General features: G+C 31.5%; 31 protein-coding genes and 6 pseudogenes. 18 read left to right on the top strand and 19 right to left on the bottom strand.

The features are described from left to right. Position 1 precedes the first annotated feature (1 nt). From AAHN00_RS00740 to AAHN00_RS14910, 6 genes and pseudogenes are all read right to left on the bottom strand, one after another. Positions 2-178 (bottom strand): annotated as a pseudogene (locus AAHN00_RS00740) (IS6 family transposase); the annotation flags it as partial. A 158-nt stretch (positions 179-336) separates the two neighbouring features. Then, positions 337-690, bottom strand: a complete 354-nt coding sequence (locus AAHN00_RS00745; protein WP_342271813.1) for a transposase — start codon at positions 688-690, stop codon at positions 337-339. 277 nt (positions 691-967) lie between these two features. Beyond that, positions 968-1,528, bottom strand: coding sequence for an IS630 family transposase (locus AAHN00_RS00750; protein WP_342271814.1), 561 nt, complete (start codon positions 1,526-1,528; stop codon positions 968-970). Then, positions 1,522-1,971, bottom strand: a complete 450-nt coding sequence (locus AAHN00_RS00755; protein WP_342271815.1) for a helix-turn-helix domain-containing protein — start codon at positions 1,969-1,971, stop codon at positions 1,522-1,524. The genes AAHN00_RS00750 and AAHN00_RS00755 overlap by 7 nt, the downstream gene beginning before the upstream one ends. A 114-nt stretch (positions 1,972-2,085) precedes the next feature. After that, positions 2,086-3,276: a hypothetical protein gene (locus tag AAHN00_RS00760; RefSeq protein ID WP_342271816.1), complete on the bottom strand. Its 1,191-nt coding sequence runs from the start codon at positions 3,274-3,276 to the stop codon at positions 2,086-2,088. A gap of 60 nt (positions 3,277-3,336) precedes the next feature. Next, entirely contained in the window at positions 3,337-3,516 is a 180-nt protein-coding gene (locus tag AAHN00_RS14910) for an ATP-binding protein (RefSeq protein ID WP_410521463.1), read from the bottom strand. On the opposite strand from AAHN00_RS14910, the gene AAHN00_RS00765 reads away from it, so the two are divergent. Together AAHN00_RS00765 and AAHN00_RS00770 are read left to right on the top strand one after the other, a co-directional pair. Next, a complete protein-coding gene (locus AAHN00_RS00765) occupies positions 3,470-3,634 on the top strand; it encodes a hypothetical protein (protein ID WP_342271817.1) in 165 nt (54 codons plus the stop codon). The two genes, AAHN00_RS14910 and AAHN00_RS00765, sit on opposite strands and share 47 nt — an antisense overlap. A 36-nt stretch (positions 3,635-3,670) precedes the next feature. Then, positions 3,671-3,931 (top strand): hypothetical protein, encoded by a 261-nt coding sequence (locus AAHN00_RS00770; protein WP_342271818.1) that lies wholly within the window; start codon positions 3,671-3,673, stop codon positions 3,929-3,931. Between the two features lie 382 nt (positions 3,932-4,313). On the opposite strand, the gene AAHN00_RS00775 is transcribed toward AAHN00_RS00770, so the two are convergent. After that, positions 4,314-4,646, bottom strand: coding sequence for a hypothetical protein (locus AAHN00_RS00775; protein WP_342271819.1), 333 nt, complete (start codon positions 4,644-4,646; stop codon positions 4,314-4,316). 521 nt (positions 4,647-5,167) lie between these two features. On the opposite strand from AAHN00_RS00775, the pseudogene AAHN00_RS00780 reads away from it, so the two are divergent. After that, a pseudogene (locus AAHN00_RS00780) lies at positions 5,168-5,743 on the top strand (DNA adenine methylase); the annotation flags it as partial. Between the two features lie 199 nt (positions 5,744-5,942). On the opposite strand, the gene AAHN00_RS00785 reads toward AAHN00_RS00780, so the two are convergent. Continuing rightward, positions 5,943-7,265, bottom strand: coding sequence for an IS5 family transposase (locus tag AAHN00_RS00785; protein WP_342271465.1), 1,323 nt, complete (start codon positions 7,263-7,265; stop codon positions 5,943-5,945). Positions 7,266-7,383: 118 nt separating this feature from the next. On the opposite strand from AAHN00_RS00785, the pseudogene AAHN00_RS00790 reads away from it, so the two are divergent. Continuing rightward, positions 7,384-7,605 (top strand): annotated as a pseudogene (locus AAHN00_RS00790) (DNA adenine methylase); the annotation flags it as partial. Positions 7,606-7,890: 285 nt separating this feature from the next. Here the strand turns inward: AAHN00_RS00790 and AAHN00_RS00795 are convergent. The 3 genes from AAHN00_RS00795 to AAHN00_RS00805 form a co-directional block, all read right to left on the bottom strand. Then, a complete protein-coding gene (locus AAHN00_RS00795; protein WP_342271820.1) occupies positions 7,891-8,856 on the bottom strand; it encodes a hypothetical protein in 966 nt (321 codons plus the stop codon). A 453-nt stretch (positions 8,857-9,309) separates the two neighbouring features. Next, positions 9,310-10,290 carry a transposase gene (locus tag AAHN00_RS00800; protein ID WP_342271025.1) on the bottom strand — a complete coding sequence of 327 codons (981 nt, stop codon included), beginning with the start codon at positions 10,288-10,290 and terminating at the stop codon, positions 9,310-9,312. Between the two features lie 22 nt (positions 10,291-10,312). Beyond that, on the bottom strand, positions 10,313-10,585 hold the full coding sequence (locus tag AAHN00_RS00805; RefSeq protein WP_342271821.1) for a hypothetical protein: 273 nt from the start codon (positions 10,583-10,585) through the stop codon (positions 10,313-10,315). Positions 10,586-10,651: 66 nt separating this feature from the next. Between AAHN00_RS00805 and AAHN00_RS00810 the strand changes: the two genes are divergently transcribed. Continuing rightward, entirely contained in the window at positions 10,652-11,542 is an 891-nt protein-coding gene (locus AAHN00_RS00810; RefSeq protein WP_342270939.1) for an IS982 family transposase, read from the top strand. A 51-nt stretch (positions 11,543-11,593) separates the two neighbouring features. Here AAHN00_RS00810 and AAHN00_RS00815 read toward each other — a convergent pair whose 3' ends face one another. Together AAHN00_RS00815 and AAHN00_RS00820 are read right to left on the bottom strand one after the other, a co-directional pair. After that, positions 11,594-11,776: a hypothetical protein gene (locus AAHN00_RS00815; RefSeq protein WP_342271822.1), complete on the bottom strand. Its 183-nt coding sequence runs from the start codon at positions 11,774-11,776 to the stop codon at positions 11,594-11,596. A 103-nt stretch (positions 11,777-11,879) separates the two neighbouring features. Beyond that, the gene (locus AAHN00_RS00820) at positions 11,880-13,190 is read right to left on the bottom strand and encodes a helix-turn-helix transcriptional regulator (protein ID WP_342271823.1); all 1,311 of its coding nucleotides are present in this window, start codon (positions 13,188-13,190) and stop codon (positions 11,880-11,882) included. A gap of 275 nt (positions 13,191-13,465) precedes the next feature. Between AAHN00_RS00820 and AAHN00_RS00825 the strand changes: the two genes are divergently transcribed. Then, positions 13,466-14,101 carry a bifunctional (p)ppGpp synthetase/guanosine-3',5'-bis(diphosphate) 3'-pyrophosphohydrolase gene (locus AAHN00_RS00825; RefSeq protein ID WP_342271824.1) on the top strand — a complete coding sequence of 212 codons (636 nt, stop codon included), beginning with the start codon at positions 13,466-13,468 and terminating at the stop codon, positions 14,099-14,101. Between the two features lie 97 nt (positions 14,102-14,198). On the opposite strand, the gene AAHN00_RS00830 is transcribed toward AAHN00_RS00825, so the two are convergent. Next, complete coding sequence (locus AAHN00_RS00830; protein WP_342271825.1) at positions 14,199-14,387, bottom strand: hypothetical protein; 189 nt, start codon at positions 14,385-14,387, stop codon at positions 14,199-14,201. Positions 14,388-14,489: 102 nt separating this feature from the next. Between AAHN00_RS00830 and AAHN00_RS00835 the strand changes: the two genes are divergently transcribed. Continuing rightward, complete coding sequence (locus tag AAHN00_RS00835) at positions 14,490-14,939, top strand: helix-turn-helix domain-containing protein (protein WP_342271056.1); 450 nt, start codon at positions 14,490-14,492, stop codon at positions 14,937-14,939. A 66-nt stretch (positions 14,940-15,005) separates the two neighbouring features. Here the strand turns inward: AAHN00_RS00835 and AAHN00_RS00840 are convergent, their stop codons facing one another. Next, complete coding sequence (locus AAHN00_RS00840; protein WP_342270905.1) at positions 15,006-15,713, bottom strand: IS6 family transposase; 708 nt, start codon at positions 15,711-15,713, stop codon at positions 15,006-15,008. Between the two features lie 498 nt (positions 15,714-16,211). Here AAHN00_RS00840 and AAHN00_RS00845 point away from each other — a divergent pair. The 3 genes and pseudogenes from AAHN00_RS00845 to AAHN00_RS00855 all read left to right on the top strand — a co-directional run. After that, positions 16,212-17,021: pseudogene (locus AAHN00_RS00845) on the top strand (hypothetical protein); the annotation flags it as partial. Positions 17,022-17,127: 106 nt separating this feature from the next. Continuing rightward, the gene (locus AAHN00_RS00850; protein ID WP_342271320.1) at positions 17,128-17,289 is read left to right on the top strand and encodes a hypothetical protein; all 162 of its coding nucleotides are present in this window, start codon (positions 17,128-17,130) and stop codon (positions 17,287-17,289) included. 14 nt (positions 17,290-17,303) lie between these two features. Next, complete coding sequence (locus AAHN00_RS00855) at positions 17,304-17,495, top strand: hypothetical protein (RefSeq protein ID WP_342271827.1); 192 nt, start codon at positions 17,304-17,306, stop codon at positions 17,493-17,495. Here AAHN00_RS00855 and AAHN00_RS00860 read toward each other — a convergent pair whose 3' ends face one another. Further along, positions 17,496-17,906 carry a transposase gene (locus AAHN00_RS00860; protein ID WP_342271828.1) on the bottom strand — a complete coding sequence of 137 codons (411 nt, stop codon included), beginning with the start codon at positions 17,904-17,906 and terminating at the stop codon, positions 17,496-17,498. It abuts the gene before it with no gap. 52 nt (positions 17,907-17,958) lie between these two features. On the opposite strand from AAHN00_RS00860, the gene AAHN00_RS00865 reads away from it, so the two are divergent. The 5 genes and pseudogenes from AAHN00_RS00865 (at position 17,959) to AAHN00_RS00885 (ending at position 21,013) form a co-directional block, all read left to right on the top strand. Further along, positions 17,959-18,666 (top strand): IS6 family transposase, encoded by a 708-nt coding sequence (locus AAHN00_RS00865; protein WP_342270905.1) that lies wholly within the window; start codon positions 17,959-17,961, stop codon positions 18,664-18,666. A gap of 36 nt (positions 18,667-18,702) precedes the next feature. Next, a complete protein-coding gene (locus tag AAHN00_RS00870; RefSeq protein WP_342271829.1) occupies positions 18,703-18,876 on the top strand; it encodes an IS66 family transposase in 174 nt (57 codons plus the stop codon). Further along, a pseudogene (locus tag AAHN00_RS00875) lies at positions 18,873-19,313 on the top strand (IS66 family transposase); the annotation flags it as partial. The gene AAHN00_RS00870 and the pseudogene AAHN00_RS00875, both read left to right, overlap by 4 nt. A 176-nt stretch (positions 19,314-19,489) precedes the next feature. After that, positions 19,490-19,699: a hypothetical protein gene (locus tag AAHN00_RS00880; protein WP_342271830.1), complete on the top strand. Its 210-nt coding sequence runs from the start codon at positions 19,490-19,492 to the stop codon at positions 19,697-19,699. Positions 19,700-19,828: 129 nt separating this feature from the next. Then, the gene (locus tag AAHN00_RS00885; protein WP_342270912.1) at positions 19,829-21,013 is read left to right on the top strand and encodes an IS3 family transposase; all 1,185 of its coding nucleotides are present in this window, start codon (positions 19,829-19,831) and stop codon (positions 21,011-21,013) included. 50 nt (positions 21,014-21,063) lie between these two features. Here the strand turns inward: AAHN00_RS00885 and AAHN00_RS00890 are convergent. Next, positions 21,064-21,642: pseudogene (locus AAHN00_RS00890) on the bottom strand (IS256 family transposase); the annotation flags it as partial. 87 nt (positions 21,643-21,729) lie between these two features. Here AAHN00_RS00890 and AAHN00_RS00895 point away from each other — a divergent pair. Then, a complete protein-coding gene (locus AAHN00_RS00895; RefSeq protein WP_342271831.1) occupies positions 21,730-22,992 on the top strand; it encodes an IS256 family transposase in 1,263 nt (420 codons plus the stop codon). Here the strand turns inward: AAHN00_RS00895 and AAHN00_RS00900 are convergent. Next, entirely contained in the window at positions 22,961-23,494 is a 534-nt protein-coding gene (locus AAHN00_RS00900; protein WP_342271832.1) for a transposase, read from the bottom strand. The two genes, AAHN00_RS00895 and AAHN00_RS00900, sit on opposite strands and share 32 nt — an antisense overlap. Positions 23,495-23,649: 155 nt before the next feature. On the opposite strand from AAHN00_RS00900, the gene AAHN00_RS00905 reads away from it, so the two are divergent. Continuing rightward, a complete protein-coding gene (locus tag AAHN00_RS00905; protein ID WP_342271833.1) occupies positions 23,650-23,805 on the top strand; it encodes a hypothetical protein in 156 nt (51 codons plus the stop codon). Positions 23,806-23,830: 25 nt separating this feature from the next. Here AAHN00_RS00905 and AAHN00_RS00910 read toward each other — a convergent pair whose 3' ends face one another. Next, the gene (locus AAHN00_RS00910; RefSeq protein ID WP_342270912.1) at positions 23,831-25,015 is read right to left on the bottom strand and encodes an IS3 family transposase; all 1,185 of its coding nucleotides are present in this window, start codon (positions 25,013-25,015) and stop codon (positions 23,831-23,833) included. A gap of 204 nt (positions 25,016-25,219) precedes the next feature. On the opposite strand from AAHN00_RS00910, the gene AAHN00_RS00915 reads away from it, so the two are divergent. Continuing rightward, entirely contained in the window at positions 25,220-25,438 is a 219-nt protein-coding gene (locus AAHN00_RS00915) for a hypothetical protein (RefSeq protein ID WP_342271834.1), read from the top strand. The last annotated feature ends 76 nt before the right edge of the window (positions 25,439-25,514 follow it).

The raw sequence follows: 25,514 nt of genomic DNA on the forward strand, positions 1-25,514 counted from the left end.
AAACTCCTGTTTGTAATGTAGAGTGATCAATTTTTGCTCCCCTTATACTCATCATTTCTTCCAAATCTCGATAACTTAAAGAAAATCGGCATTTCATATAGACAAATAACATTATTATTTCTGGTGAAGAACAAAATCCTTTGAAATATGATAATAATCTTGCAGTAATACGAAACATCTTAACATCTTTTTTAGATCATTATATCAATCTTTTTTCTATTGTCCAACATATGCGACAGAACCATATTGATTGGGTCAGTATTGATAAACCATTAATGCCCTTACGCATGTCAGTATAACCGGTACAAAGATAGATTTTGCTATCATGTCCTATATCTAGCATGATCTATCCAATATTTTGACTATCTCCAACAACTTGCTACTACTAACACTACCTTCAATTGATAAAGAAAAATCATTAAATTTTAATTCTGCTTTTTTTAATATTGTGCATTTTGTTTCTTGTACCGTTGTTTTCTGTATTGATAATTCTATAAATTTGTTGCCTGAATTATTTGCCTTTGCCTCTTCCCTTCTTTTCCTCCTTTCCCTACTACGCCATCCATATAATGTCTCTTTCGAAATTCCATAAAACTGAGCAACTTGTGATATAACACACCTAGACACATATGACTCTGAAATTATTTGCTTCCTTTGTTCAGCTGTAATATCTCTCCTACTCTTATTCATACTATTATTCCCTTGTAGTTTCTACTACAGAATAATACTTATATCTTCTTGCTTTTATAGACCACCTTCACTAGACGGTTACCAATCATAGATTATGGGGGGCTTTAAATATTTTTGGCGGACGGACTACATAATGTTTATGCTGCTAATACTAACCTTACTCATGCAAAGTCTGTACTTAATCTTGCGATGAATAAGACAATCAACTCCCAATTCTGTATAATCACAAAGCTGTAGTTGTTTTTCTCCTAATATAGTGTTATACCAATTGCAATAATTAACACGGTGTATTTATCCAGTCTCTATACATAATTGATTTTACTAAATCTACATTATGAGCAAGTTGATTCCAAGCGTAACAAGCCATAGTGACGATATCTTCATATACACCATAACATTGGTTAAACAAGTAATGATTCTTGATCCATTCCCAAACTTGTTCCATTGCATTAAGTTCCGGTGCATAGGGCGGAAGCGGTATCAAAGTGATATTGCTTGGCACAGTTAGTTTTTTGGCTGTGTGCCAACCTGCATTATCCGTTAGTAAAGCTATATGTCGGTTGCCTTGAATACTGCGAGAAAGGTCTTCTAAGAATTTATTCATTGCCTGTGTGTTTGCATATGGTAAAATTAATGCAAAAGCTTCTCCTGTATCATGGCAAGCAGCTCCATAAATATATGTTGAAATGAATTGCTGTTGCCGAACTTTACGGAGTCTAGTGCCACGCTTAGCCCATATACGAGTTAAGCTACCTTGTTGCCCAACTCGAGTTTCATCCTGAGACCATATATCAACTTTACATCTATCGATATTTTTTAGTAATAATTCTGTTAACATATCTGGAAAGTTTTTTTATATGTATTTTGAGTCTCTTGATTTGACTTTGGATGCATTGAACGAGAAGTAATCCAGCTAAAACCAAGGCGGTGCATAGTATTGTAGACTGTTTTTAAAGCACATTTAGCACCATATTCCTCAAGTAACATGATATGTAGCTCCTTTCCAGTTATATACCCACCAATTTTACTTTCACTGAGCGTATTGATTTTATCAAAAAGAGCAGACTCTTGTATAGTGTTAATCTTCCTAGGGGCACCGCTTCTTTGTGATTCAAATAATCCTTCAAAACCATGATTCCTAAATCTTCTGAGCCATGATTGCACAGTTTTCCAGTGTGACTTCACTATTTCAGATATGGCTTTAAAAGATTTGCCTAATTGAAGGTGATACATCGCCAATAAACGTATACGATTTCGACCATGCGGCTCATGTTTCATCATTTTTATAAAATCATGACCTTCAAAACCTTGCGGTAATATTAACCTAGCTATTTGATTACCTTTTATCAGTTAAAAACCCATTTTATAACACTGCGTTAATTATTGCAATTGGTATTAAACCACAGACAAACTACCAGTCAGTTTTTTGTCGTGGATATCTAGAGCTTTAATTAACAACTCTCCTATTTCGTTACTAATCATTCTTTCTGCAAAATCTATTGTTATTTCGCTGACAACTTTATTAGACTCTAGAATTTTTATTAATTCCATTGCCCTATCATTACTCATATCCACGTAACCAAAATCTATCTCTTTGATGGTTCTGTTAATTTCTAGAGCTTTAACAAGTTGAACAATACCAAAATCACCGATATTATTACCCTCAAGATCTATGTACTTGATAGTGCTATTATTTGCTAGAAACCATGCTAGTGTAACTGCTCCATAATAATCAATATCGTTATATTCAAGCTTTATATAATCCAATGTGCTATTAGCTTCTAACCCTTTGATAAGTAGACTTACTCCCTCAGAACCAATATTGTTGTTGTTAAGATTTATTTCACTTAGAACTTTATTATGTCGTAAAGCTTTGTTAAGTAGCTCTATTCCTTCTATCCCAATGCCATTATATGCAAGATTTATGGAGGTTAGAGTTTCGTTATGCTCGAGAAGATTGCTTAACAATTGTACTCCTTCTACACCAATATTATTACACGCAAGATCCAGTATCTCCATAGACTTATTATACTTTAGTGCCTTGGGAAGTAGTCCGGCTCCTTTTACTCCTATATTATTTTCAGTAAGACATAGCCAATATATACTATTATTATTCTCTAGAAACATAGCTAAGCCTTCTACCCCACCATCTTCAATATTATTCCCATTAAGATTTAGTACAGTTATATTATGGTTTTTTAAAGCTTCTGCAAGTCTACTAGCTCCCGTGTCACCAATATTGTTATTGCTAAGATATATTGTGGTTATAGTGTTATTGTTTTTCATCGCTTCTGCAAGTCTATATATACCACTATTGCCAATATTATTATCGCTAAGATCTATTTGGGTTACAGTGTTATTATTTTGTAAAAGTTCTGCAATTATCTCTGTTCCAGCATCGCCAAGCATGTTATTGCAAAGATTTATGTCATTTACTGTGTTATTGCTCTTCAAAGCTTGGCTAAGTAGCTTGATCCCAATACTACCAATATTATAGTTTTCAAGATTTATATCGGACACATTTTCACCAACTTGTAGTTTTTCAAGAAGTTCATAAAATTTATTAAGTTCAACAAGTTTAGTCATAATATTTGTACCTCCAAATTTATTAGATATTTTTAACGACATTCTGGCATTTGCTGCTAATTAATTAGCTAACAATTTCACCGGTACTTGACAGGTAATAGTTGTACTCTTACCCTCTTTGCTGGTTATTGTAATCTTACCGTCCATTTCATTGATAAGTTGTTTGACAAATGTTAGTCCTAAGCCTAATCCTTTGTTATATTTAGCAATTGTATTTGCATCATCTAATTCTTTATGCATATCTTGCTGTATTCCTTCAGCAATACCAATCCCTGTATCATGCACAGTTAACCACTCTGCACTGCAAGTGCAGAGCTTAATATTACGGCATGAATGCCTCATGTATGTACTAACTTAAAAGTTAGAAACTATTTGTGTATGGCTCATTTAGAAAGTGTCACAACACAAAAAGAATATATCTGTGAAGTGTAAGATTTTGTTAAAAAATATCTTATCTTATCTTTTCTTGATAAGATATTTAAAATTTATGTTGAAACGACGCACTGCAAGTGCGGGGTTTTTCTCCCAAAGTGGGACAATAAATTGTAATATCTTATTTCTTGTATTTTTTGTTTCAGTTAAAAGTGGAAATAACCCAACTGTTACAATAACATTACCTTCTTTAGTAAATTTAATAGCATTACCCACTAATTGATCTAAGACTGCTTGCAATCTAGAATGATCACCAATGATATGCTCTGCTATATCATATTGAAAATTACAAGAAAGATTTAACCCTTTACTTATAGATGCTGGTTTAGCTTTAGTAATTGTTTTATTGACTAATTCCTTTATGTTAAATTTTTCTAGAGTTATAGCAGTTAATGCAGCATTTTTTCTTAAAAACTCAAGAACATGATGAGAATAATCAAGTAATCTTTCAGCACAATTTACTATAGTTTTTAGGTAATGCTTTCTCTCTGTATCTTGCTCTACTTCATACAGAACGGTTATTAAAGCAAAAATTCCACTGCAAGGTATTTCTATACTATGACCAATATTACGAATTAAATCTATTCTTATTAATTCATCTATTTTTAGTTTATTTTTAGTTTATTTTGTGTTTCTTGCAATTCTAGTTGTATTTCTCTATATCTAATAATATCAGCATAATTTCCTTGTGGAGCTATTTGACCAGCTTGATCTGATGGTATTAATGTGATAGTTGTGGGAGCTAGCTGTAAAATCCAGTTTTTTTCTATAGAATTTTCTATTTTCTTGTTATCTTGTTGTTGATTTTCATTATTAATTGTCATAGCATACCTCTTACCGTTTTCGGTTGTGAAAATAGGTGTCACAGAGGTTAAAGGATTAAAATTTTGTCTTTTTAATTTAACCTCTGTGTTTGACACTACACCACGTAGCATCATTCACACAGATATCACCACGATTCCTAGAAGTACAGAGGATTTTTCAAGCTTTTTGACAGATTTTTGCACAATATAATAAACAGCTGCATAAATGAGACAGCTAGGATTTAATGAATATAGTATTTTTATATTAAATATAGAAAAAAGCCTTAAAATTAGCAATTTTTCTAGCATTTAACCTTATTTTTTACTATAATCTATAGTAGAATATTTAGTAAATAACTTCATGTCAGTAACTAGTCCGTCCGCCAAAACTCAAAAAAATACTACTTGTGGCACTAATTTCCAAAAATTGTATGATTTTAGACTAAATTATTATGATTTCGAGAGCTAATTTCAAGTTTTTGTATCAAAAACACCCTATTTCCCAAAACATACTCAATTTGCTCGTTACCATTTTTTTGTATTTCCATAAGCTTTTGATATAAAACCCTTCATTTTCTTATGGATTTTACTATTACTTTTTGCCTTAAAACCCCTTTGTCTATAAGGCTTGTAGAGTTTTGGCGGAGCGACTAACTATAGAAAAAACACCACCATTCATCCAATGGGTTGGTGGTAAAAGAAAAATTGTTGATAAATTAATTAAATATATTCCTTCAGGAGTAAATAATTATTACGAGCCCTTCCTTGGAGGTGGGGCTTTGTTCTTTCAAGTAAAATATATGTTTAATAAATGCTATCTATCTGATATTAATCTTGACTTAGTAACGTCTTATAATGCGGTTAAAAAGAATCCAGAAGAAATAAGTAAGTTACTTGATTTACATCAAGCAAACCATTGCAAAGAATATTATTATCAAGTCAGAAGTGATAATAATAGTAACAATCCTAATGAAATTACTGCAAGATTTATCTATCTTAATAGATATTCCTTTAAAGGAATATATCGTATCAATATCAATGCTGATCCAGTTCAAAGCTTCTCTGGTAGAAACTACCATAAATTTGATATTACTAGTAGATTGCAACAATGTAGTAGTTTATTATCTAGTACATCTATTTGTGCTATAGATTTTTCTTTTATTGAGCCGCAGAAAAATGACTTTGTCTATTTCGATCCACCTTATCACAAATCTGGTGAGACATTTTATAGTCCGTCCGCCAAAAATATTTAAAGCCCCCCATAATCTATGATTGAATAAAATTTTTACAAAAAAAATTCTAATATTTGCACTAAAATTAAAAATTGTTTTCAATTTTATTGAAAAATTTCTGTTTTAGTAAAATTTTTACATGAGCTTATTGTTAACGATTTTTTTTAATCGTTTAGCAAGTTTTTTAATGATAATTTTTTTATGTAGAGTTAGGCATGATGTGTAAATGATTGGCAATACATCGTAAATTCAAACCTATAGCAGAGATTATTGGATTGATCACATCTCCTATCACACCCTTCAAGAAGTTTCTGCCCATCCTGCCATATTGTTTCAAATGCCCTATTATTGGTTCTATAGCACTGCGTCTCCTGATCATACACTTGTCTTCTTTCAATAACTTTTTCCGAGTTTTTGGGGTATATACCTTACTCTTCTCTTTAACATTGCTGCCAGTATAACCAAGATCAACAAACGATTTTTTTATCTTTATTCCAGTTACATTTTCTACCGCTTCAAAACTCTGCTGCAATGTATGACCATCATAAGGATTATTATGAAACGATTTTGCTGACAGTACAAAATTTCTACGACCACTGACTACTACCGCAACTTTATTGCCAAACTCATATGGCTTGTTTCGTTTTCCCTTCCCTATACACTCTACCTCAGGGGCATGAAAACTATACAATATTTTATTCTGTTCTTTGTATTGCTTTTTCTCTTCTCTTTTTAAAACAGATTGGCTATGTATTTGTTTTACTTTTTTCAATACTTCTTGATCTCTGATAGATAAGTTTAATTTCTGATTTTTTATCTCACGCTCACATATTCTAACCAAACGACCAAGTAACGTTTTTAAATGCTTCATTATTTTCCAACGCTTCTTGGCTTTGCTATGCTCTTTATACTTCCAGAGCTTTATTATATCTCGCTTATAGGTTCTAGCGTAGGTTTCGTTTAAATTTATACCCAAACTTTGGCAAAGCTTCACAATACTAAGCCTAGCTTTATCCATTAAATAAACATCATGTGGGTGCTTGATATTCTTAATTTGTACCGTTGTATCAGCAATTATCAATTCCAAATCTTTTTTTTTAATTGTGTTAGTTCTTATTCCAACTCTTATCAACTCTGCTAATATCTCGTTATATCCAGATTCACCTAATAAATTACGAAATCTTCTTATGCTAGTTTCCGACATCGCTATATCTGTTTCTATATATTCCCACCCACAGAAATATTGCCAATACATGTTTTCTTTTAGTTCTTCCTCTGCTAATGAATCTGAAAAATTATACATTGCTTGTAGCATCGTTACACCAAGCATCACTCTATGACATTTTCTATTTCTACCAAATCTCTTAATAGAAACATTTTTTGATAACCATTCTTCTAGACCAGACCAATTTATTAATTCTCTTAATTTATATAGCTTATTATTTGAGTTTAATTCTTCTTTTAATTTATAACCAAAAAGTTTTCCTTGTTTTTGTGATTTGATAATATTTTCTATTGGCATATTGACTGAAATCCATAAGGTTTATTAGCATATTTTAACATTTTCTTATGGATTTCTTTATTATTTTCTGCCATTAAACCCTATTATCTATAAGACTTATAGAGTTTTGCCGGACAGACTTTATACTAGATTGCCATTTGATGAACAAGAACAAATGAGACTAAGAGATTTTGCTAAGGAACTAGATAATAAAGCTGTTAAGTTTATGATTTCTAATAGTGATACTCCTTTTATTAGAAGTTTGTACAAAGATTTTAATATTAATACTATCAAGGTTACTTACTCTATGCCCCAAACAAGAAAAACTTCTAATGAGGTAATTGTTACAAATTATGTATGACAAGGTCGTGTTTAACATTTATAAGATGATTAAATCTATTGTTTTACTAACAGTACTGATACAAGTATTGTAGTAATTCTTTGTTTGAAGCTATCAGGACAATGTATTTGGCTCGTAAGAGAATCTAAGTTGTGTTTGATCATATCAAAACTACTTTTTATCAATATACAACAGCTGTAACTCAATTAATAGATACCTTATTACTACCTCCTACAAAAGAGCTTTTCCCATTCTACACTTTTCCTTACAAAAATTGTGGTACTATGCTGTAAGCCCTACTCAACTTTATTGCAGTGAGGCTTTAATAGTTTTCTCTTTATTGTTAATATTATTTAGTGCATCGTTAAGATGCAATCTTTCTGCTTGTTGTTTAGCCTTACCACAATACTCCAAAGCTTTATTGAAATCACCTTTACTAAAATAAGCATCTGAATAAGTTATATAAAAAAACATTTTAGTTCTGTTATCAGCTACTTGCTCAATTAAGTTATTATATTTATTAAACTCTATTATTACTTTATCAGCTTGGTTGGCTAAAATAAATAATTTTCCATATAATATTATGGATCGTAAAAAGTTTCTAGTGTTATGAGTTCCCTTGAATAAAAATATTGCTTCTTGAATTGATTTTATAGCAGTCTCTATTTCTAGTATATTTATATTGATTTTATCCTTTGCTTTATTTATGACTAAGATAAGACTAGCTTTATTCGACAATAAATTTGCCTTTAAATTTGTTATATCATTATCTTTTTCTGACTTACTTATTTTTATATTATTATACTCATAAAATGCTTCATTTATTTTTTCTTCAGCCTTGTGATAATTACCAATTTTACGAAAATATAGTGAGTATAAACCTAGAATTTTACACTTTAATATTTCTAAACCATCAGTTTTTTGCAAATATGTATTAACCTGATCAAGTATCTTTAGAAAATCTTCATATTTCTCTTGCTCAAAGTAGACCAAAGAAATTATTAAGTCCATTGCTGCAAGATTTTCATTATATTTATCCTTAAATTTAGTTTTAAATTGCTGACCAGTTTCAATAAGTTGTTGAAAAGAATTAGTTAGTTTAAATTCGTATTCATTATTTATAAAAAATTGTAATAGTGATTCAAACCATCTTAAATTTAAGGTAGAATAAATATTATTTTTGCTCTCTGACACTTGACTTATCTGGTGATATAAAACTGCTTGTACTAGGCGATGAATAGCAATATTATCATTATCATCATAATTGATCATAGAATATTGCTATAATAGAGCAATATGTTTATTTAATGTTAATTGTGGAGACAATAAATGTGGATAAGCTGTTTGTAGCCATGTCAGTAATAGTTTACGAGAGATTTTGTCTGGAGCTAGATATCCACATACCGCTAAAAGTTCAATAGCTATAGGGGGTTCATTATTAATTTTAGTATCTCTAACAATTGCCTCTAAGCTAATATTCCAGGTTATTGCCACTGGATAGTTATAGCCTTTTGTTTCTTCTAAAAAAGAATTATCCGCTAATAGTTCTGATTCATACCTCTTATAAAGACCTAAATATTCTGGAATAGTGATATGTTTTTGCTTAATATAAGAACCAGCTTGTACTAGTGCTAAGGGTAAATATCCTAAAACTTCTACTAATTCTTTTATAGCATCTTGTTCTTCTGCTGATATATCTCGCTCTATTAAACAGGAGTTTCGCAGTTAGCAAAATTGCGAATCAGCTAAAAGGCATCTAATGTTGTTCTGAATTGATGTTTTTATAACTTCCCAAGTTTGTTGATATAAAGTAATTTTTTCATTTATCCTCCTTTTGTTCATATCGAGCCAAGCAAATACGGCAAGGCAAATATGATTTCTCTGAGCTCGACCCGTGCGTGCCTGACAGCGTTCAATACCACAAGTTTGTTTTAATTCTCGATGATAAACTTCTATAGACCACCGTGCCTTAACAATTTTCTCTATTTGTTCACGTGTTGGATTTTCTAAGTTAGTTGTTATGTAATCAATGCGACCATTTTTTGCCACAAACTTAAATACCGTAACCCAACCGTATCCACGTAGGTGAATTTTTAGTCCCTCATCAGGAATCTCTAAACTTTCTAAGCTAACATTATGATTAACTTTTCTATTTTTTCTTAGGTTACTAACCCATGTCCAACCTAAATTACGTATATGTTTCAAATTCTCCAAACCGCTATACCACGCATCCATTACTACTGCATCAGGATTGATCCCTCTTTCCTTAGCTAAAGTAAGCATATCACAAAAATGCTCATTCTTTGTTTTTCCATCAGTTTCTTTATCATATATTCTATAATCTACAGGGGTAGATTGATCAGTTTTAGCATTGTAATGCAGTAAGTTGACCATCCCTATACCAGGTATAACATCATGTACAGCTCCAGAATATTGATAATGTACAAGCTCAATTTTCTTACTGTATTGCTTTGACAATAACGTGTCATCTCCCACTAATAAACAAGAAGCTTCCCTATCAATATATTTTGACACTTCTCTGTAGATCCCGCTAGGGCGGAAATCCTTACTATTTAACCATCGACTTGCACTATCATGAGATAGGTTTATTGGACTTACTTCAGATAATGCTTTACCACTATATCTTACGCTACTTGCTTGTAAAAATGATTTATATAAGTCTTTGCTACATTTTGATCTTGCCATGCTTAACTAAAACTCTTTCTTGCTAGATTAACATATTTTTTGCTAAGTGCGAAACTCCTGTTAAAGTCTTTATTGTTTTGATAGCTTCCTCTTCTGTCATGATATTAACCGGTAATATTGAAAACTTTGTTGACCAATAACGCTGACGAGTTGTTAAAATCACATGTCCACCAGCTTCTGGTAGAAATGGTTCAATTTCACGATAGTTGTTTACGTTGTCATAAACTAAAAGCCATCCTGGATTGTCAATTAGCCATTGTTTAATATAACCTGAGTTTGACGTAAGAAAGAACATTTGAAAATTAAGAAGGGAGGGATTATAAAGTTCTCTAATAATAATGACAAAATTGGAGAATATATTATGATCCCTCTTACGGAGATTTTCTGCTTAATTGATGATTTTTGCAAGCATTTTGATACGGAGCGAAATAAATATATATTACCAAATCCTAACCGTAAGCGTAAAGTGGGCTGCAGTATAGGACTCTCAGAGATTATTACTATTATAGTAATGTTTCACTTGAGTCACTACCGTACCTTTAAAGATTTTTATTTATGCTGCCTATGCCAAAGTTATAGAAAGGAATTTCCAAAACTTGTGAGCTATAGTCGTTTTGTTCAGTTAATGCCAATGAGCTTCATGCCCATGGTGTTACTGCTAAAAAGCCTAACAGGAAAACAAACTGGTCAATATTATATCGACTCTACTAAACTTCCTGCTTGCCATAATTTAAGAATTAATAGACATAAAGTATTCAAAGACATAGCAAAAAGAGGTAAGACTTCCACTGGGTGGTTCTTTGGCTGTAAGCTACATATTGTCATTAACAGTTGCGGAGAGATTATGAGTTTTTCTTTAACTCCTGGAAATGTCGATGATAGAGCAGTGGTGGAAAATTTAGTAGATAAATTACAAGGCTGGCTTTTTGGTGATCGTGGGTATATCAGTAAAAAACTCACTCAATCCCTTGCTAATCAAGGTTTAGAACTAATAACAAAAATTAAAAGTAATATGAAAGAAAGAATAATAGATCCTATTAAAAAGCAGTTTTTAAATAAAAGGCACATTATTGAAACCATTAATGATCAATTGAAAAACCTTTTTCATATAGACCATACAAGGCATAGATCTGTTATGAATTTTCAAACTAATGTATTAGCTGGGCTACTTGCCTATGTTTTCAAACCTAATAAAATTTCTGTAGCTTTTGGAAAATTAAACAATCTCAACCTTCATCTTGCATCAAACTGAGGTTAATATAAGCAATAATGTTTTCTTTTGTATAGACGGCTTCTGTGTATCCTAATAACTTAGCAAATTCAACATATTTATTGTCCCACTTTGGGAGAAAAACCCCGCACTTGCAGTGCGTCGTTTCAACATAAATTTTAAATATCTTATCAAGAAAAGATAAGAATGAATCATACAGATATTTTTTAACAAAATCTTACACTTCACAGATATATTCTTTTTGTGTTGTGACACTTTCTAAATGAGCCATATACAAATAGTTTCTAACTTTTAAGTTAGTACATACATTAGGCATTCATGCCGTAATATTAAGCTCTGCACTTGCAGTGCAGAGTGGTTAACTATACAAATCATCAATGTTCTCTGCAGAAAACCAAGCTTTAAGTGTATAAGGATGTTTTGTATGATTTATATATTGCAAGGCTAATTGTGTTTTACCAATTCCCCCAAGTCCAGCACATGCACTAATTGCTAAATTGCTTATTCCTTTTGGTGTATGATTCTTATGCAATTTATTGTATAAATCACTCAATAGTTTTTCTCTTCCAACAAAAACATTATCTTGTCTAGGTATATTCCAACTAGTCAAGTTCTTAGGAAGTATTACTGATTCTTGTGTTTTAAGATATGACACTTCTGCTTCTTGACTTTTAACCGTTTTTTTAATAGTTGGGCTAAATATTAAAAAATAAGTACTACAAATAATCAAAATCAATACACCAACTATTAGTAGATAAATATTTCTAGCTTTACCTTGAACACTTTTATTTGTCAAATAAGATTGAGGAGAAAGTGAAGCAGAATTATTTGATATAATATTATTATACCTTTCCTTGAACTTAATAATAATGTTGTTTACATTCATATTAGGAAAAATCTTTGTAATAATTTCTAAAAAAACAAAATAATATTGTTTGGACAAAGAGAGATTAATATATTCAAAATTAGTTTGTTTAGATGAAAATTTTATACATTCCTGCGGTATAAGAAAAAATACTTTAGATATATCCTGCTCATTAGACATAATAACAGAATTATCACCTTGCTGTTGTTTAGATATATTAGCTTCATTTACAGGTAAAATATAGACAGTACATTGCCTTAATTGCTTTCTGCCTTCATCATGTGTCTCCTTGTGCCTTAAAACTATAGGAGTGTTATCAAAATTTTCCCGTAGTTCTATAAAAACTGTTATGCCTATAAGTTGTAAATCACTACGTATCTTATTAATTATCAAGTTTAAATCATTGTTTTCTAGCATCTGTAAAACAATAAAAAATGATATATTATCAGACTTTGTTAATATTAAAATTTCCTTTAAGATTTTTTTAAATTCTTGTTGAATTAACAAACTTAAATAATAATTTTGTATTAGCTTGTATTTATCAGATGTTTCTATAAAGTTTATAATTCCCTCTCGGGTATTTGTTCGTATTTTCCGTTTGATATTAGAGATATGACTTTCAATAGTTCTTATCTCGATCTGTTTATCCTCATTTGATAGGAAATTAGCTATTCCTTTTGTGTTTTTCCCATGCATAATGCATGCTATCACGTCTATTTCTCTTGATGTAAAGCTGATATTGTTAATTATTATCAAGTGCTTTTCATAAATATCTTGTGGACATAGTATCTCTTTATCTTCCATAAAATCTAATTTATTTAAACTATTATTATTCTATCAGGTTATAGAACCATTTGGTAAATACAAACATAAATAATAGAAAGAGTCTCTACATTATATTTAAGTATTTTACTTACGTATAATACTTAATGTTTTTTTAAGAGTTGGAATAATTCTAATTTAGGTTTTAATAAATTCTTCTAGCTTAGTAGGTAAGGAAGTTAAACTACACTTAAATTATTGTAAAATAATAAATATTTTTAAATAAATTTACTACAACTAATAGCAGAGTATTAATTATGCAAAATACTAACGATTTACGTAATATCATAGGTGCTATTAGTACTAAACTGTATAAAAATGATATAGTAGCTGAAATACATTACAGATTAAAAGATCCTTGTTCTGCTTTAAAGAAGATATTAAGCAAGAGTATTGCTTTGAAAGAATTAACTGACCTAATTGCTTTTAGAGTTATAGTTGATAAAAAAGAAGATTGTTATAAAGTATTGGCTATTATTCACAACATCTATTCTGTTAATATAGAAAAGTCTAAAAACTATATTGATAATCCTAAGAATAATGGCTACCGTTCTCTGCATGTCATAGTTGTAGCTAATATCTATGAACGTAACATAGAAATACAAATACGGACTAGAGAAATGCATAATTTCGCAGAATTTGGTACAGCAAACCATTATGACTATAAAAAAATGCAGGAAAGAAAGTTAAGAAGATTATTATCTAATACAAGACTTAACATAACTAGTATTAATACTAAGATCAATAATGCATATAATATTTTTAGCCAGTTTAATTGGACTATATCAGAACTAATCACTTATGAGCAAGCGATTGAGAATCTTTGTCATAATTTGTATGATGTACAATTAAATAAAGTTATCAAGGAACTTATCTTTTCGTCTAAAAGTTAAAACAAGGCTTTACTAGACTAAAATCCTTTTACATCAAGCATTTCAATTACCTAAACTACCTAATATTTTAGGGAAAGATCATCAAGCTGACTAATTTTTAAGTAATAATATTGTAATTATCATTCCAGCTAATTAATTCAAAGCTACAATTTTGAGCTTGAAAAGCGGCTTCTAAATCTTGCATATGACGATCTCTAATATAATAATCGTAAAAGGCTGAAGTCGGTTTAAGAGTTACTTTTTTATTAATGTTATCTTCTTGCAGTACTATTAATACCAATTGCAATAATTAACGCAGTGTTATAAAATGGTTTTTTAACTGATAAAAGGTAATCAAATAGCTAGGTTAATATTACCGCAAGGTTTTGAAGGTCATGATTTTATAAAAATGATGAAACATGAGCCGCATGGTCGAAATCGTATACGTTTATTGGCGATGTATCACCTTCAATTAGGCAAATCTTTTAAAGCCATATCTGAAATAGTGAAGTCACACTGGAAAACTGTGCAATCATGGCTCAGAAGATTTAGGAATCATGGTTTTGAAGGATTATTTGAATCACAAAGAAGCGGTGCCCCTAGGAAGATTAACACTATACAAGAGTCTGCTCTTTTTGATAAAATCAATACGCTCAGTGAAAGTAAAACTGGTGGGTATATAACTGGAAAGGAGTTACATATCATGTTACTTGAGGAATATGGTGCTAAATGTGCTTTAAAAACAGTCTACAATACTATGCACCGCCTTGGTTTTAGCTGGATTACTTCTCGTTCAATGCATCCAAAGTCAAATCAAGAGACTCAAAATACATATAAAAAAACTTTCCAGATATGTTAACAGAATGGTTTTGTCGCATCTATAAATCATACTACATCAAGATTGTTAAAACTAAGGTTTTGGACATTATGATGCCATTAACATAGCAAAATTCTCAAAAGTAGAAAGATTATCATTAGCTCCAATTATTTGTCTTTTTTGCATCATACGAATATTTTCTATACCGGTAATAGTCATTTCTGCAGAATGAAAACTCTTAAAACCAAGCATTGGCTTTGTACGTTTTTTGATAAACCTATGATCTTGTTCTACAAGATTATTCAGGTATTTGGTCTGAATAACCTTAATTTTATAATCTTTAGGAACTTCTGTATTCAAATCATTAAGAGCAGCCGTATTACTACCGCTTTTATCAATTACTACTTTCTCAGGAAAATTATTCTCTCTAAAGGCTTTACGAAAAAATGCAAGTGCTGCAGGCTTGTCTCTATGCTTACGTAGCAGAAAGTCTACAGTATTACCAAGACTATCTAGTGCTCTATATAAATAAACCCATTTACCGTTTAATTTAATATAAGTCTCATCCATTCTCCAACTACTACCAACTGGCTTCTTTCTTTTTCTAACCACCTGATCTATCAATGGTACAAATTTTATAACCCATCTTTGTAATGTAGAGTGATCAATTTTTGCTCCCCTTATACTCATCATTTCTTCCAAATCTCGATAACTTAAAGAAAATCGGCATTTCATATAGACAAATAACATTATTATTTCTGGTGAAGAACAAAATCCTTTGAAATATGATAATAATCTTGCAGTAATACGAAACATCTTAACATCTTTTTTAGATCATTATATCAATCTTTTTTCTATTGTCCAACATATGCGACAGAACCTCGTAATGTCCCTTGTATTAAACTGGCAAGAAATTTCCAACCTCATTCTCAATCACTTTCTACTGAAAATGAAAAAATTTTACACTCAACCCAAAAAACTTTTGGGGCTAACCCCAAAGAATTTTTGCCTCAACCCCAAAAAAGTTTGGACCACTCTATATATATAGATAATAATAAAAATATATCTAGTTAACCACTCTGCACTGCAAGTGCAGAGCTTAATATTACGGCATGAATGCCTCATGTATGTACTAACTTAAAAGTTAGAAACTATTTGTGTATGGCTCATTTAGAAAGTGTCACAACACAAAAAAATATATCTGTGAAGTGTAAGATTTTGTTAAAAAATATCCTATCTTTTCTTGATAAGATATTTAAAATTTATGTTGAAACGACGCACTGCAAGTGCGGGGTTTTTCTCCCAAAGTGGGACAATAAATCTAGATCTACCAAATCTGAAATTTTTCAAAATGAAAAAAATCAAGTTGATGCGAATGAAATTGATAATAACCAGCAATTACCACAGCAAAAGATTGAGCAAATTTTACAATTTGAACAAGAATTATCAGATGAAGCACAAGTTGATAATACTAATACATCTACTGAAAACCCTATGAGAGATGCCTTGCCACTCAGTACGACATTACAAAAAGTTGTTCAGCAAGTCTCACAGAAATGTCAGCCAGTAGTAGAGTCAAATTGCTCCAATAGTTCAGGCATTCCAGTTGTAAACCATAAAAATAGCTGGTTCAGAAGAAAAAGATTAGCTGATTTTTATCCTCTAACTCAAGAAGATGCTGATTTATTGCAGATTAAATCAAATCGAGAATTTAACTTAGACTTTATCAATAAGTTGTTATTAAAGTTAGCTGGGGAATATTCAAATCATCATTTTGGTCATAAGAAAGTGCTGTTGAACTATATGGCTAAAGCTTTAAGCAATGAACTACAAGAAACTACTAAAGCTAATTCTAGCAATTTCCAGTTTAAATCTAGTGATGAGAATAAAGCGAAAGAGCAGTACTTACAAAAGATAGAATATAGTACTGATACTAGCCGGCAGGCTCAGTTAAAACGTAAAATTTCTGGTGCTTTTACTGATACAGCTTATCAGTTGTTAACTTCTTGTACATTTGGTAAAGTTTTAGGGGATCAATTTCAGCTCAAATTATTAAAAGATATTTCCTTATCAGAACATGTTAAAACTAAAATATTACAGCAAGTACAAATGGTGTATGGTAGTTAACCACTCTGCACTGCAAGTGCAGAGCTTAATATTACGGCATGAATGCCTCATGTATGTACTAACTTAAAAGTTAGAAACTATTTGTGTATGGCTCATTTAGAAAGTGTCACAACACAAAAAGAATATATCTGTGAAGTGTAAGATTTTGTTAAAAAATATCTGTATGATTCATTCTTATCTTTTCTTGATAAGATATTTAAAATTTATGTTGAAACGACGCACTGCAAGTGCGGGGTTTTTCTCCCAAAGTGGGACAATAAAATAACAAAGTTACAAATTATGCCATACAAGCAATCTATACCAACGATACAAGAAAATAATACTAAAGATGAAAATCATGCTTATTTGCTTGAGCTAAGTAAGCAATTAAATCCTGATTCATTATGGTATAAAGCTAGAAAATTTTTAATTGAACGATACAATAAATATGTTGATATCGCTACCTTTAGTAAATTATACCAATTGCAATAATTAACACGGTGTATTTATCCAGTCTCTATACATAATTGATTTTACTAAATCTACATTATGAGCAAGTTGATTCCAAGCGTAACAAGCCATAGTGACGATATCTTCATATACACCATAACATTGGTTAGACAAGTAATGATTCTTGATCCATTCCCAAACTTGTTCCATTGCATTAAGTTCCGGTGCATAGGGCGGAAGCGGTATCAAAGTGATATTGCTTGGCACAGTTAGTTTTTTGGCTGTGTGCCAACCTGCATTATCCGTTAGTAAAGCTATACGTCGGTTGCCTTGAATACTGCGAGAAAGGTCTTCTAAGAATTTATTCATTGCCTGTGTGTTTGCATATGGTAAAATTAATGCAAAAGCTTCTCCTGTATCATGGCAAGCAGCTCCATAAAGGTTCTGTCGCATATGTTGGACAATAGAAAAAAGATTGATATAATGATCTAAAAAAGATGTTAAGATGTTTCGTATTACTGCAAGATTATTATCATATTTCAAAGGATTTTGTTCTTCACCAGAAATAATAATGTTATTTGTCTATATGAAATGCCGATTTTCTTTAAGTTATCGAGATTTGGAAGAAATGATGAGTATAAGGGGAGCAAAAATTGATCACTCTACATTACAAAGATGGGTTATAAAATTTGTACCATTGATAGATCAGGTGGTTAGAAAAAGAAAGAAGCCAGTTGGTAGTAGTTGGAGAATGGATGAGACTTATATTAAATTAAACGGTAAATGGGTTTATTTATATAGAGCACTAGATAGTCTTGGTAATACTGTAGACTTTCTGCTACGTAAGCATAGAGACAAGCCTGCAGCACTTGCATTTTTTCGTAAAGCCTTTAGAGAGAATAATTTTCCTGAGAAAGTAGTAATTGATAAAAGCGGTAGTAATACGGCTGCTCTTAATGATTTGAATACAGAAGTTCCTAAAGATTATAAAATTAAGGTTATTCAGACCAAATACCTGAATAATCTTGTAGAACAAGATCATAGGTTTATCAAAAAACGTACAAAGCCAATGCTTGGTTTTAAGAGTTTTCATTCTGCAGAAATGACTATTACCGGTATAGAAAATATTCGTATGATGCAAAAAAGACAAATAATTGGAGCTAATGATAATCTTTCTACTTTTGAGAATTTTGCTATGTTAATGGCATCATAATGTCCAAAACCTTAGTTTTAACAATCTTGATGTAGTATGATTTATAGATGCGACAAAACCGTTGCAGTTTGCTATTTTTATAGCCCTGATCGGAAAGGGACAAGACCGCTTGAGCATCTCAAAGATTTTACAGGAGTGCTGCATGCTGACGCTTATGCTGGTTATAACCAATTATATATATCGATGATGAAAAATCAGCTACTAAGATAGAGGAAGCAGCATGTTGGGCTCATGTACGCCGTAAGTTTTACGAAGTAACAATAGCAAATGATAAAGCCAATATTGCTATCGCCATATTGGAGCAGATTGGTGAAATTTATGGCATCGAAGCTAACATAAGAGGATTAGAACCTGATAAGAGGCTAGAGGAACGCACGAAAAAATCTAAAGTACTGGTGGAAAAATTGTTTACAGGTTTTAGGAAAGCATATGATCAACTGCCTAAAAAAAGCAGTACGGCAAAAGCTATTTCTATAGAAATTGACAATAACGCTGCAGAGCGTGCAATGAGATCAATTGCCATAGGGCGAAAAAATTGGCTTTTTGCTGGATCAGACAATGGTGGTCATACTGCTGCTATTATCTATTCCATTATCGAAACTGCTAAATTAAATAATGTCAATCCTTGGAAATATTTGCAAAAAGTACTTGCAACAATTCAGGATTATAAAGCCAATAAAATTGTAGACCTCCTCCCTTGGAATATTATACTAGAGTTAACCACTCTGCACTGCAAGTGCAGAGCTTAATATTACGGCATGAATGCCTCATGTATGTACTAACTTAAAAGTTAGAAACTATTTGTGTATGGCTCATTTAGAAAGTGTCACAACACAAAAAGAATATATCTGTGAAGTGTAAGATTTTGTTAAAAAATATCCTATCTTTTCTTGATAAGATATTTAAAATTTATGTTGAAACGACGCACTGCAAGTGCGGGGTTTTTCTCCCAAAGTGGGACAATAAAATTTTTACGAGTCAATCATTTAATTTGTGTAAGTTCATTTTTTATTTTCCAATAAATCATATTTAAAATCTCCACAAAGTATTTCAAATTGATTTAAAGCTAAAGACTATAATGGACTGAAAAAATTAGACAAAGAAGCAGGTATTTTTGTTTCTCAATAAGTATAGAATAATAAATAAAATTAAAGAGAAACAAATGGGTAAAAAACAAATTAAAAATTTTAGTGCAGAAGCAAAAACTAAAATAGTATTAGAGATGTTAAAAGAAGAATCAACAATAGGTCAGTTATCGGTCAAATATGAAGTAACGGCTAAAACTATGCAAAACTGGAAACGACAATTTTTAGATAATGCGTCATTGGCATTTGAGCCAGCAAAAGCTGTTAGTGAGTACAAAGGGCAGATTAGTGAACTTAAGAATCAAAACGATGAACTTGCAAAAGCATTAGGTAAGGCTACAGTCGAGAGGGACTGGGCGGTGGGAAAGCTAAACAGCTTGGACTTATCAAATAAGAAAAGTCTTGTCGACCCCAAGCTGAGTACGTTAGCAAAGACAAGGCAATGTGAACTATTAAAGATAAGCAGATCTGGAGTATATTATAAAGCTAAAGTAATGAGCTTATATAATCTTGATATTTTAAATAGAATAGATGAAATATATACGGATAACCCTGAGTATGGTTATCGTTATATATACAAACAATTATTGGAAGACGGCTTTAATGTGGGCAGAGATAGGGTGCTTAAATATATGGGAATAATGGGTATAGAAGCTATTCATCCTCATAAAAAGCAATCTACTTCTGTGAAGGATGGTCAACATAAAATTTATAGCTATTTGCTTGAGCCGTACTGGCACAAATCAGGAACGAATAGAACTATTCATGTACCTTATGTTAATCAAGTGTGGAGTGGTGACATTACTTATATTAGAACTAACGGAGGATTTATGTATCTTGTGGCGATTATAGATTGGCATAGTAAGGCAATACTAAGTTATAAAGTATCTAATTCTATGGATGCATCACTTGTAACCGATGTATTAAAAGATGCACTGAATAAATACCCTGCACCACAAATATTCAATAGTGATCAGGGTAGTCAATATACTGGACATGAGCATACGGGAATTCTAAAAGAGAATAATATACAAATCTCAATGAACGGTAAGGGTAGAAGCATTGATAATATTGTGATTGAAAGATTTTTTAGAACTTTAAAATATAATTGTATATTTATAAATGATTTTAAAAATATCGCAGAACTTAAAGATGGTATTGATAAATACATGGATAAATATAACAATCAAAGATTCCATTCAAGTATTGGTTATAAAAAACCGATGAACGTGTATCTTGATTACTTACAAAATGCAGCTTAAAAATTATGTAAAATGGGAAACAAAATTAGTGAAAAATTTGTCTTGAAAAATCAGTCCAGTTTCGACCAATCTTTAATAGGCATGGTCCATTTTTTGGCTGCATTTTGTAGGGATAAAAATATTATTTTTTGAATTGACTTATCATCTGGAAACACCCCCTTATTTTTGATAATTTTTCTAATTTGACGATTTACAGATTCTATAGTGTTAGTAGTATAAATTACCTTTCTGATCTCTTCAGGAAAGGCAAAAAACGGTATTATCCCAGACCAATTACGTTGCCAAATATCAGAAATTACCGGATATTTTTTATCCCATTTTACACCAAATTGCTGAAGTTTTAAACGTGCCATTTCGTCATTATTAGCTGTATAAATTTGTTTTAGATCTGATGTGACCTCTTTTAAATCTTTATATGACACATACTTTACTGAATTGCGAACCATATGTACAATACATAATTGTACTATAGTACTCGGGAATACACTGCTTATAGCTTCTGGAAAGCCCTTTAAACCATCCACACAAGCAACATAAATTTGTTCAATTCCTCGATTCTTTAACTCAGTAACTACTTGCATCCAAAATTTAGCACCTTCATTTTTGCCTATCCAAATGCCAAGTAACTCGAGTCTGTCCTATAGTTTGTGTAAGTTGCAAAGAAAGCAGTAAGAGATTACTGTAAAAAAAGTAACTTAAGCAAGCAAGGAGGAATTATGGCTAAAAAATTAGATACAGATAAAGATACATTAGACATCAGTAATCAGCTAGTAGAAGAATTATTATCAAAAGCAGATCCATCGGAGTTATTTGGTCGAGATGGTTTATTTCAACAGCTAAAGAAGCAAATGGTTGAGAAAATATTAGCAAGTGAGTTGGATCATGAATTAGGATATTCAAAACATAGCAAGATGCCAAAAGTAGATAATAATCGTCGTAATGGTAGCTATGAGAAGACAGTAATTGATGGGGATGGTCGTAAGCTGACAGTAGAAGTACCAAGAGATCGGGAAGGAGAGTATAATCCTCAATTAATACCAAAAGGGCTGAGGAGATTTAATGGATTTGATGAGAAAGTGATATCCCTTTATGGTCGCGGTATGACAGTCAGCGAGATCCGAGGGCATTTAGAAGAAATATATCAAACTGATGTATCTGGTGACTTGATATCCACCATAACAGATGGGGTGATAGAAGAAGTAACTAGGTGGCAAAATCGTTGTTTAGATAGGGTGTATCCAATATTATACTTGGACTGTATCTATGTAAAATCTAGAGACAATCACATAGTAATAAATAAAGCAGTATATTTAGCACTTGCTGTAAATATAGAAGGGAAAAAGGAGTTACTTGGCATTTGGATAGGCAAAAATGAAGGTGCTAAATTTTGGATGCAAGTAGTTACTGAGTTAAAGAATCGAGGAATTGAACAAATTTATGTTGCTTGTGTGGATGGTTTAAAGGGCTTTCCAGAAGCTATAAGCAGTGTATTCCCGAGTACTATAGTACAATTATGTATTGTACATATGGTTCGCAATTCAGTAAAGTATGTGTCATATAAAGATTTAAAAGAGGTCACATCAGATCTAAAACAAATTTATACAGCTAATAATGACGAAATGGCACGTTTAAAACTTCAGCAATTTGGTGTAAAATGGGATAAAAAATATCCGGTAATTTCTGATATTTGGCAACGTAATTGGTCTGGGATAATACCGTTTTTTGCCTTTCCTGAAGAGATCAGAAAGGTAATTTATACTACTAACACTATAGAATCTGTAAATCGTCAAATTAGAAAAATTATCAAAAATAAGGGGGTGTTTCCAGATGATAAGTCAATTCAAAAAATAATATTTTTATCCCTACAAAATGCAGCCAAAAAATGGACCATGCCTATTAAAGATTGGTCTTTAGCTTTAAATCAATTTGAAATACTTTGTGGAGATTTTAAATATGATTTATTGGAAAATAAAAAATGAACTTACACAAATTAAATGATTGACTCAGTAACTCCTTTTTCCCTTCTATATTTACAGCAAGTGCTAAATATACTGCTTTATTTATTACTATGTGATTGTCTCTAGATTTTACATAGATACAGTCCAAGTATAATATTGGATACACCCTATCTAAACAACGATTTTGCCACCTAGTTACTTCTTCTATCACCCCATCTGTTATGGTGGATATCAAGTCACCAGATACATCAGTTTGATATATTTCTTCTAAATGCCCTCGGATCTCGCTGACTGTCATACCGCGACCATAAAGGGATATCACTTTCTCATCAAATCCATTAAATCTCCTCAGCCCTTTTGGTATTAATTGAGGATTATACTCTCCTTCCCGATCTCTTGGTACTTCTACTGTCAGCTTACGACCATCCCCATCAATTACTGTCTTCTCATAGCTACCATTACGACGATTATTATCTACTTTTGGCATCTTGCTATGTTTTGAATATCCTAATTCATGATCCAACTCACTTGCTAATATTTTCTCAACTATTTGCTTCTTTAGCTGTTGAAGTTAACCACTCTGCACTGCAAGTGCAGAGCTTAATATTACGGCATGAATGCCTCATGTATGTACTAACTTAAAAGTTAGAAACTATTTGTGTATGGCTCATTTAGAAAGTGTCACAACACAAAAAGAATATATCTGTGAAGTGTAAGATTTTGTTAAAAAATATCTTATCTTTTCTTGATAAGATATTTAAAATTTATGTTGAAACGACGCACTGCAAGTGCGGGGGAAACTGGACTGATTTTTCAAGACAAATTTTTCACTAATTTTGTTTCCCATTTTACATAATTTTTAAGCTGCATTTTGTAAGTAATCAAGATACACGTTCATCGGTTTTTTATAACCAATACTTGAATGGAATCTTTGATTGTTATATTTATCCATGTATTTATCAATACCATCTTTAAGTTCTGCGATATTTTTAAAATCATTTATAAATATACAATTATATTTTAAAGTTCTAAAAAATCTTTCAATCACAATATTATCAATGCTTCTACCCTTACCGTTCATTGAGATTTGTATATTATTCTCTTTTAGAATTCCCGTATGCTCATGTCCAGTATATTGACTACCCTGATCACTATTGAATATTTGTGGTGCAGGGTATTTATTCAGTGCATCTTTTAATACATCGGTTACAAGTGATGCATCCATAGAATTAGATACTTTATAACTTAGTATTGCCTTACTATGCCAATCTATAATCGCCACAAGATACATAAATCCTCCGTTAGTTCTAATATAAGTAATGTCACCACTCCACACTTGATTAACATAAGGTACATGAATAGTTCTATTCGTTCCTGATTTGTGCCAGTACGGCTCAAGCAAATAGCTATAAATTTTATGTTGACCATCCTTCACAGAAGTAGATTGCTTTTTATGAGGATGAATAGCTTCTATACCCATTATTCCCATATATTTAAGCACCCTATCTCTGCCCACATTAAAGCCGTCTTCCAATAATTGTTTGTATATATAACGATAACCATACTCAGGGTTATCCGTATATATTTCATCTATTCTATTTAAAATATCAAGATTATATAAGCTCATTACTTTAGCTTTATAATATACTCCAGATCTGCTTATCTTTAATAGTTCACATTGCCTTGTCTTTGCTAACGTACTCAGCTTGGGGTCGACAAGACTTTTCTTATTTGATAAGTCCAAGCTGTTTAGCTTTCCCACCGCCCAGTCCCTCTCGACTGTAGCCTTACCTAATGCTTTTGCAAGTTCATCGTTTTGATTCTTAAGTTCACTAATCTGCCCTTTGTACTCACTAACAGCTTTTGCTGGCTCAAATGCCAATGACGCATTATCTAAAAATTGTCGTTTCCAGTTTTGCATAGTTTTAGCCGTTACTTCATATTTGACCGATAACTGACCTATTGTTGATTCTTCTTTTAACATCTCTAATACTATTTTAGTTTTTGCTTCTGCACTAAAATTTTTAATTTGTTTTTTACCCATTTGTTTCTCTTTAATTTTATTTATTATTCTATACTTATTGAGAAACAAAAATACCTGCTTCTTTGTCTAATTTTTTCAGTCCATTATAGGGTTTTTCTCCCAAAGTGGGACAGTTAACCACTCTGCACTGCAAGTGCAGAGCTTAATATTACGGCATGAATGCCTCATGTATGTACTAACTTAAAAGTTAGAAACTATTTGTGTATGGCTCATTTAGAAAGTGTCACAACACAAAAAAATATATCTGTGAAGTGTAAGATTTTGTTAAAAAATATCCTATCTTTTCTTGATAAGATATTTAAAATTTATGTTGAAACGACGCACTGCAAGTGCGGGGTTTTTCTCCCAAAGTGGGACAATAAACCATCTCGACCAAATAACTCCGATGGATCTGCTTTTGATAATAATTCTTCTACTAGCTGATTACTGATGTCTAATGTATCTTTATCTGTATCTAATTTTTTAGCCATAATTCCTCCTTGCTTGCTTAAGTTACTTT

It is taken from the genome of Candidatus Tisiphia endosymbiont of Parasteatoda lunata (assembly GCF_964030955.1).
Taxonomy (GTDB): Bacteria; Pseudomonadota; Alphaproteobacteria; order Rickettsiales; family Rickettsiaceae; genus Tisiphia.

Bases quoted from the DNA above. Each gene is read 5' to 3' on its own strand.
- AAHN00_RS00745 (WP_342271813.1), bottom strand. From the start codon at position 690: ATGAATAAGAGTAGGAGAGATATTACAGCTGAACAAAGGAAGCAAATA.
- AAHN00_RS00750 (WP_342271814.1), bottom strand. From the start codon at position 1,528: ATGTTAACAGAATTATTACTAAAAAATATCGATAGATGTAAAGTTGAT.
- AAHN00_RS00755 (WP_342271815.1), bottom strand. From the start codon at position 1,971: ATGATGAAACATGAGCCGCATGGTCGAAATCGTATACGTTTATTGGCG.
- AAHN00_RS00760 (WP_342271816.1), bottom strand. From the start codon at position 3,276: ATGACTAAACTTGTTGAACTTAATAAATTTTATGAACTTCTTGAAAAA.
- AAHN00_RS14910 (WP_410521463.1), bottom strand. From the start codon at position 3,516: ATGCATAAAGAATTAGATGATGCAAATACAATTGCTAAATATAACAAA.
- AAHN00_RS00775 (WP_342271819.1), bottom strand. From the start codon at position 4,646: ATGATGCTACGTGGTGTAGTGTCAAACACAGAGGTTAAATTAAAAAGA.
- AAHN00_RS00785 (WP_342271465.1), bottom strand. From the start codon at position 7,265: ATGCCAATAGAAAATATTATCAAATCACAAAAACAAGGAAAACTTTTT.
- AAHN00_RS00795 (WP_342271820.1), bottom strand. From the start codon at position 8,856: ATGATCAATTATGATGATAATGATAATATTGCTATTCATCGCCTAGTA.
- AAHN00_RS00800 (WP_342271025.1), bottom strand. From the start codon at position 10,290: ATGGCAAGATCAAAATGTAGCAAAGACTTATATAAATCATTTTTACAA.
- AAHN00_RS00805 (WP_342271821.1), bottom strand. From the start codon at position 10,585: ATGTTCTTTCTTACGTCAAACTCAGGTTATATTAAACAATGGCTAATT.
- AAHN00_RS00810 (WP_342270939.1), top strand. From the start codon at position 10,652: ATGATCCCTCTTACGGAGATTTTCTGCTTAATTGATGATTTTTGCAAG.
- AAHN00_RS00820 (WP_342271823.1), bottom strand. From the start codon at position 13,190: ATGGAAGATAAAGAGATACTATGTCCACAAGATATTTATGAAAAGCAC.
- AAHN00_RS00825 (WP_342271824.1), top strand. From the start codon at position 13,466: ATGCAAAATACTAACGATTTACGTAATATCATAGGTGCTATTAGTACT.
- AAHN00_RS00835 (WP_342271056.1), top strand. From the start codon at position 14,490: ATGATGAAACATGAGCCGCATGGTCGAAATCGTATACGTTTATTGGCG.
- AAHN00_RS00840 (WP_342270905.1), bottom strand. From the start codon at position 15,713: ATGTTTCGTATTACTGCAAGATTATTATCATATTTCAAAGGATTTTGT.
- AAHN00_RS00855 (WP_342271827.1), top strand. From the start codon at position 17,304: ATGCCATACAAGCAATCTATACCAACGATACAAGAAAATAATACTAAA.
- AAHN00_RS00860 (WP_342271828.1), bottom strand. From the start codon at position 17,906: ATGCGACAGAACCTTTATGGAGCTGCTTGCCATGATACAGGAGAAGCT.
- AAHN00_RS00865 (WP_342270905.1), top strand. From the start codon at position 17,959: ATGTTTCGTATTACTGCAAGATTATTATCATATTTCAAAGGATTTTGT.
- AAHN00_RS00870 (WP_342271829.1), top strand. From the start codon at position 18,703: ATGATTTATAGATGCGACAAAACCGTTGCAGTTTGCTATTTTTATAGC.
- AAHN00_RS00885 (WP_342270912.1), top strand. From the start codon at position 19,829: ATGGGTAAAAAACAAATTAAAAATTTTAGTGCAGAAGCAAAAACTAAA.
- AAHN00_RS00895 (WP_342271831.1), top strand. From the start codon at position 21,730: ATGGCTAAAAAATTAGATACAGATAAAGATACATTAGACATCAGTAAT.
- AAHN00_RS00910 (WP_342270912.1), bottom strand. From the start codon at position 25,015: ATGGGTAAAAAACAAATTAAAAATTTTAGTGCAGAAGCAAAAACTAAA.
- AAHN00_RS00915 (WP_342271834.1), top strand. From the start codon at position 25,220: ATGGCTCATTTAGAAAGTGTCACAACACAAAAAAATATATCTGTGAAG.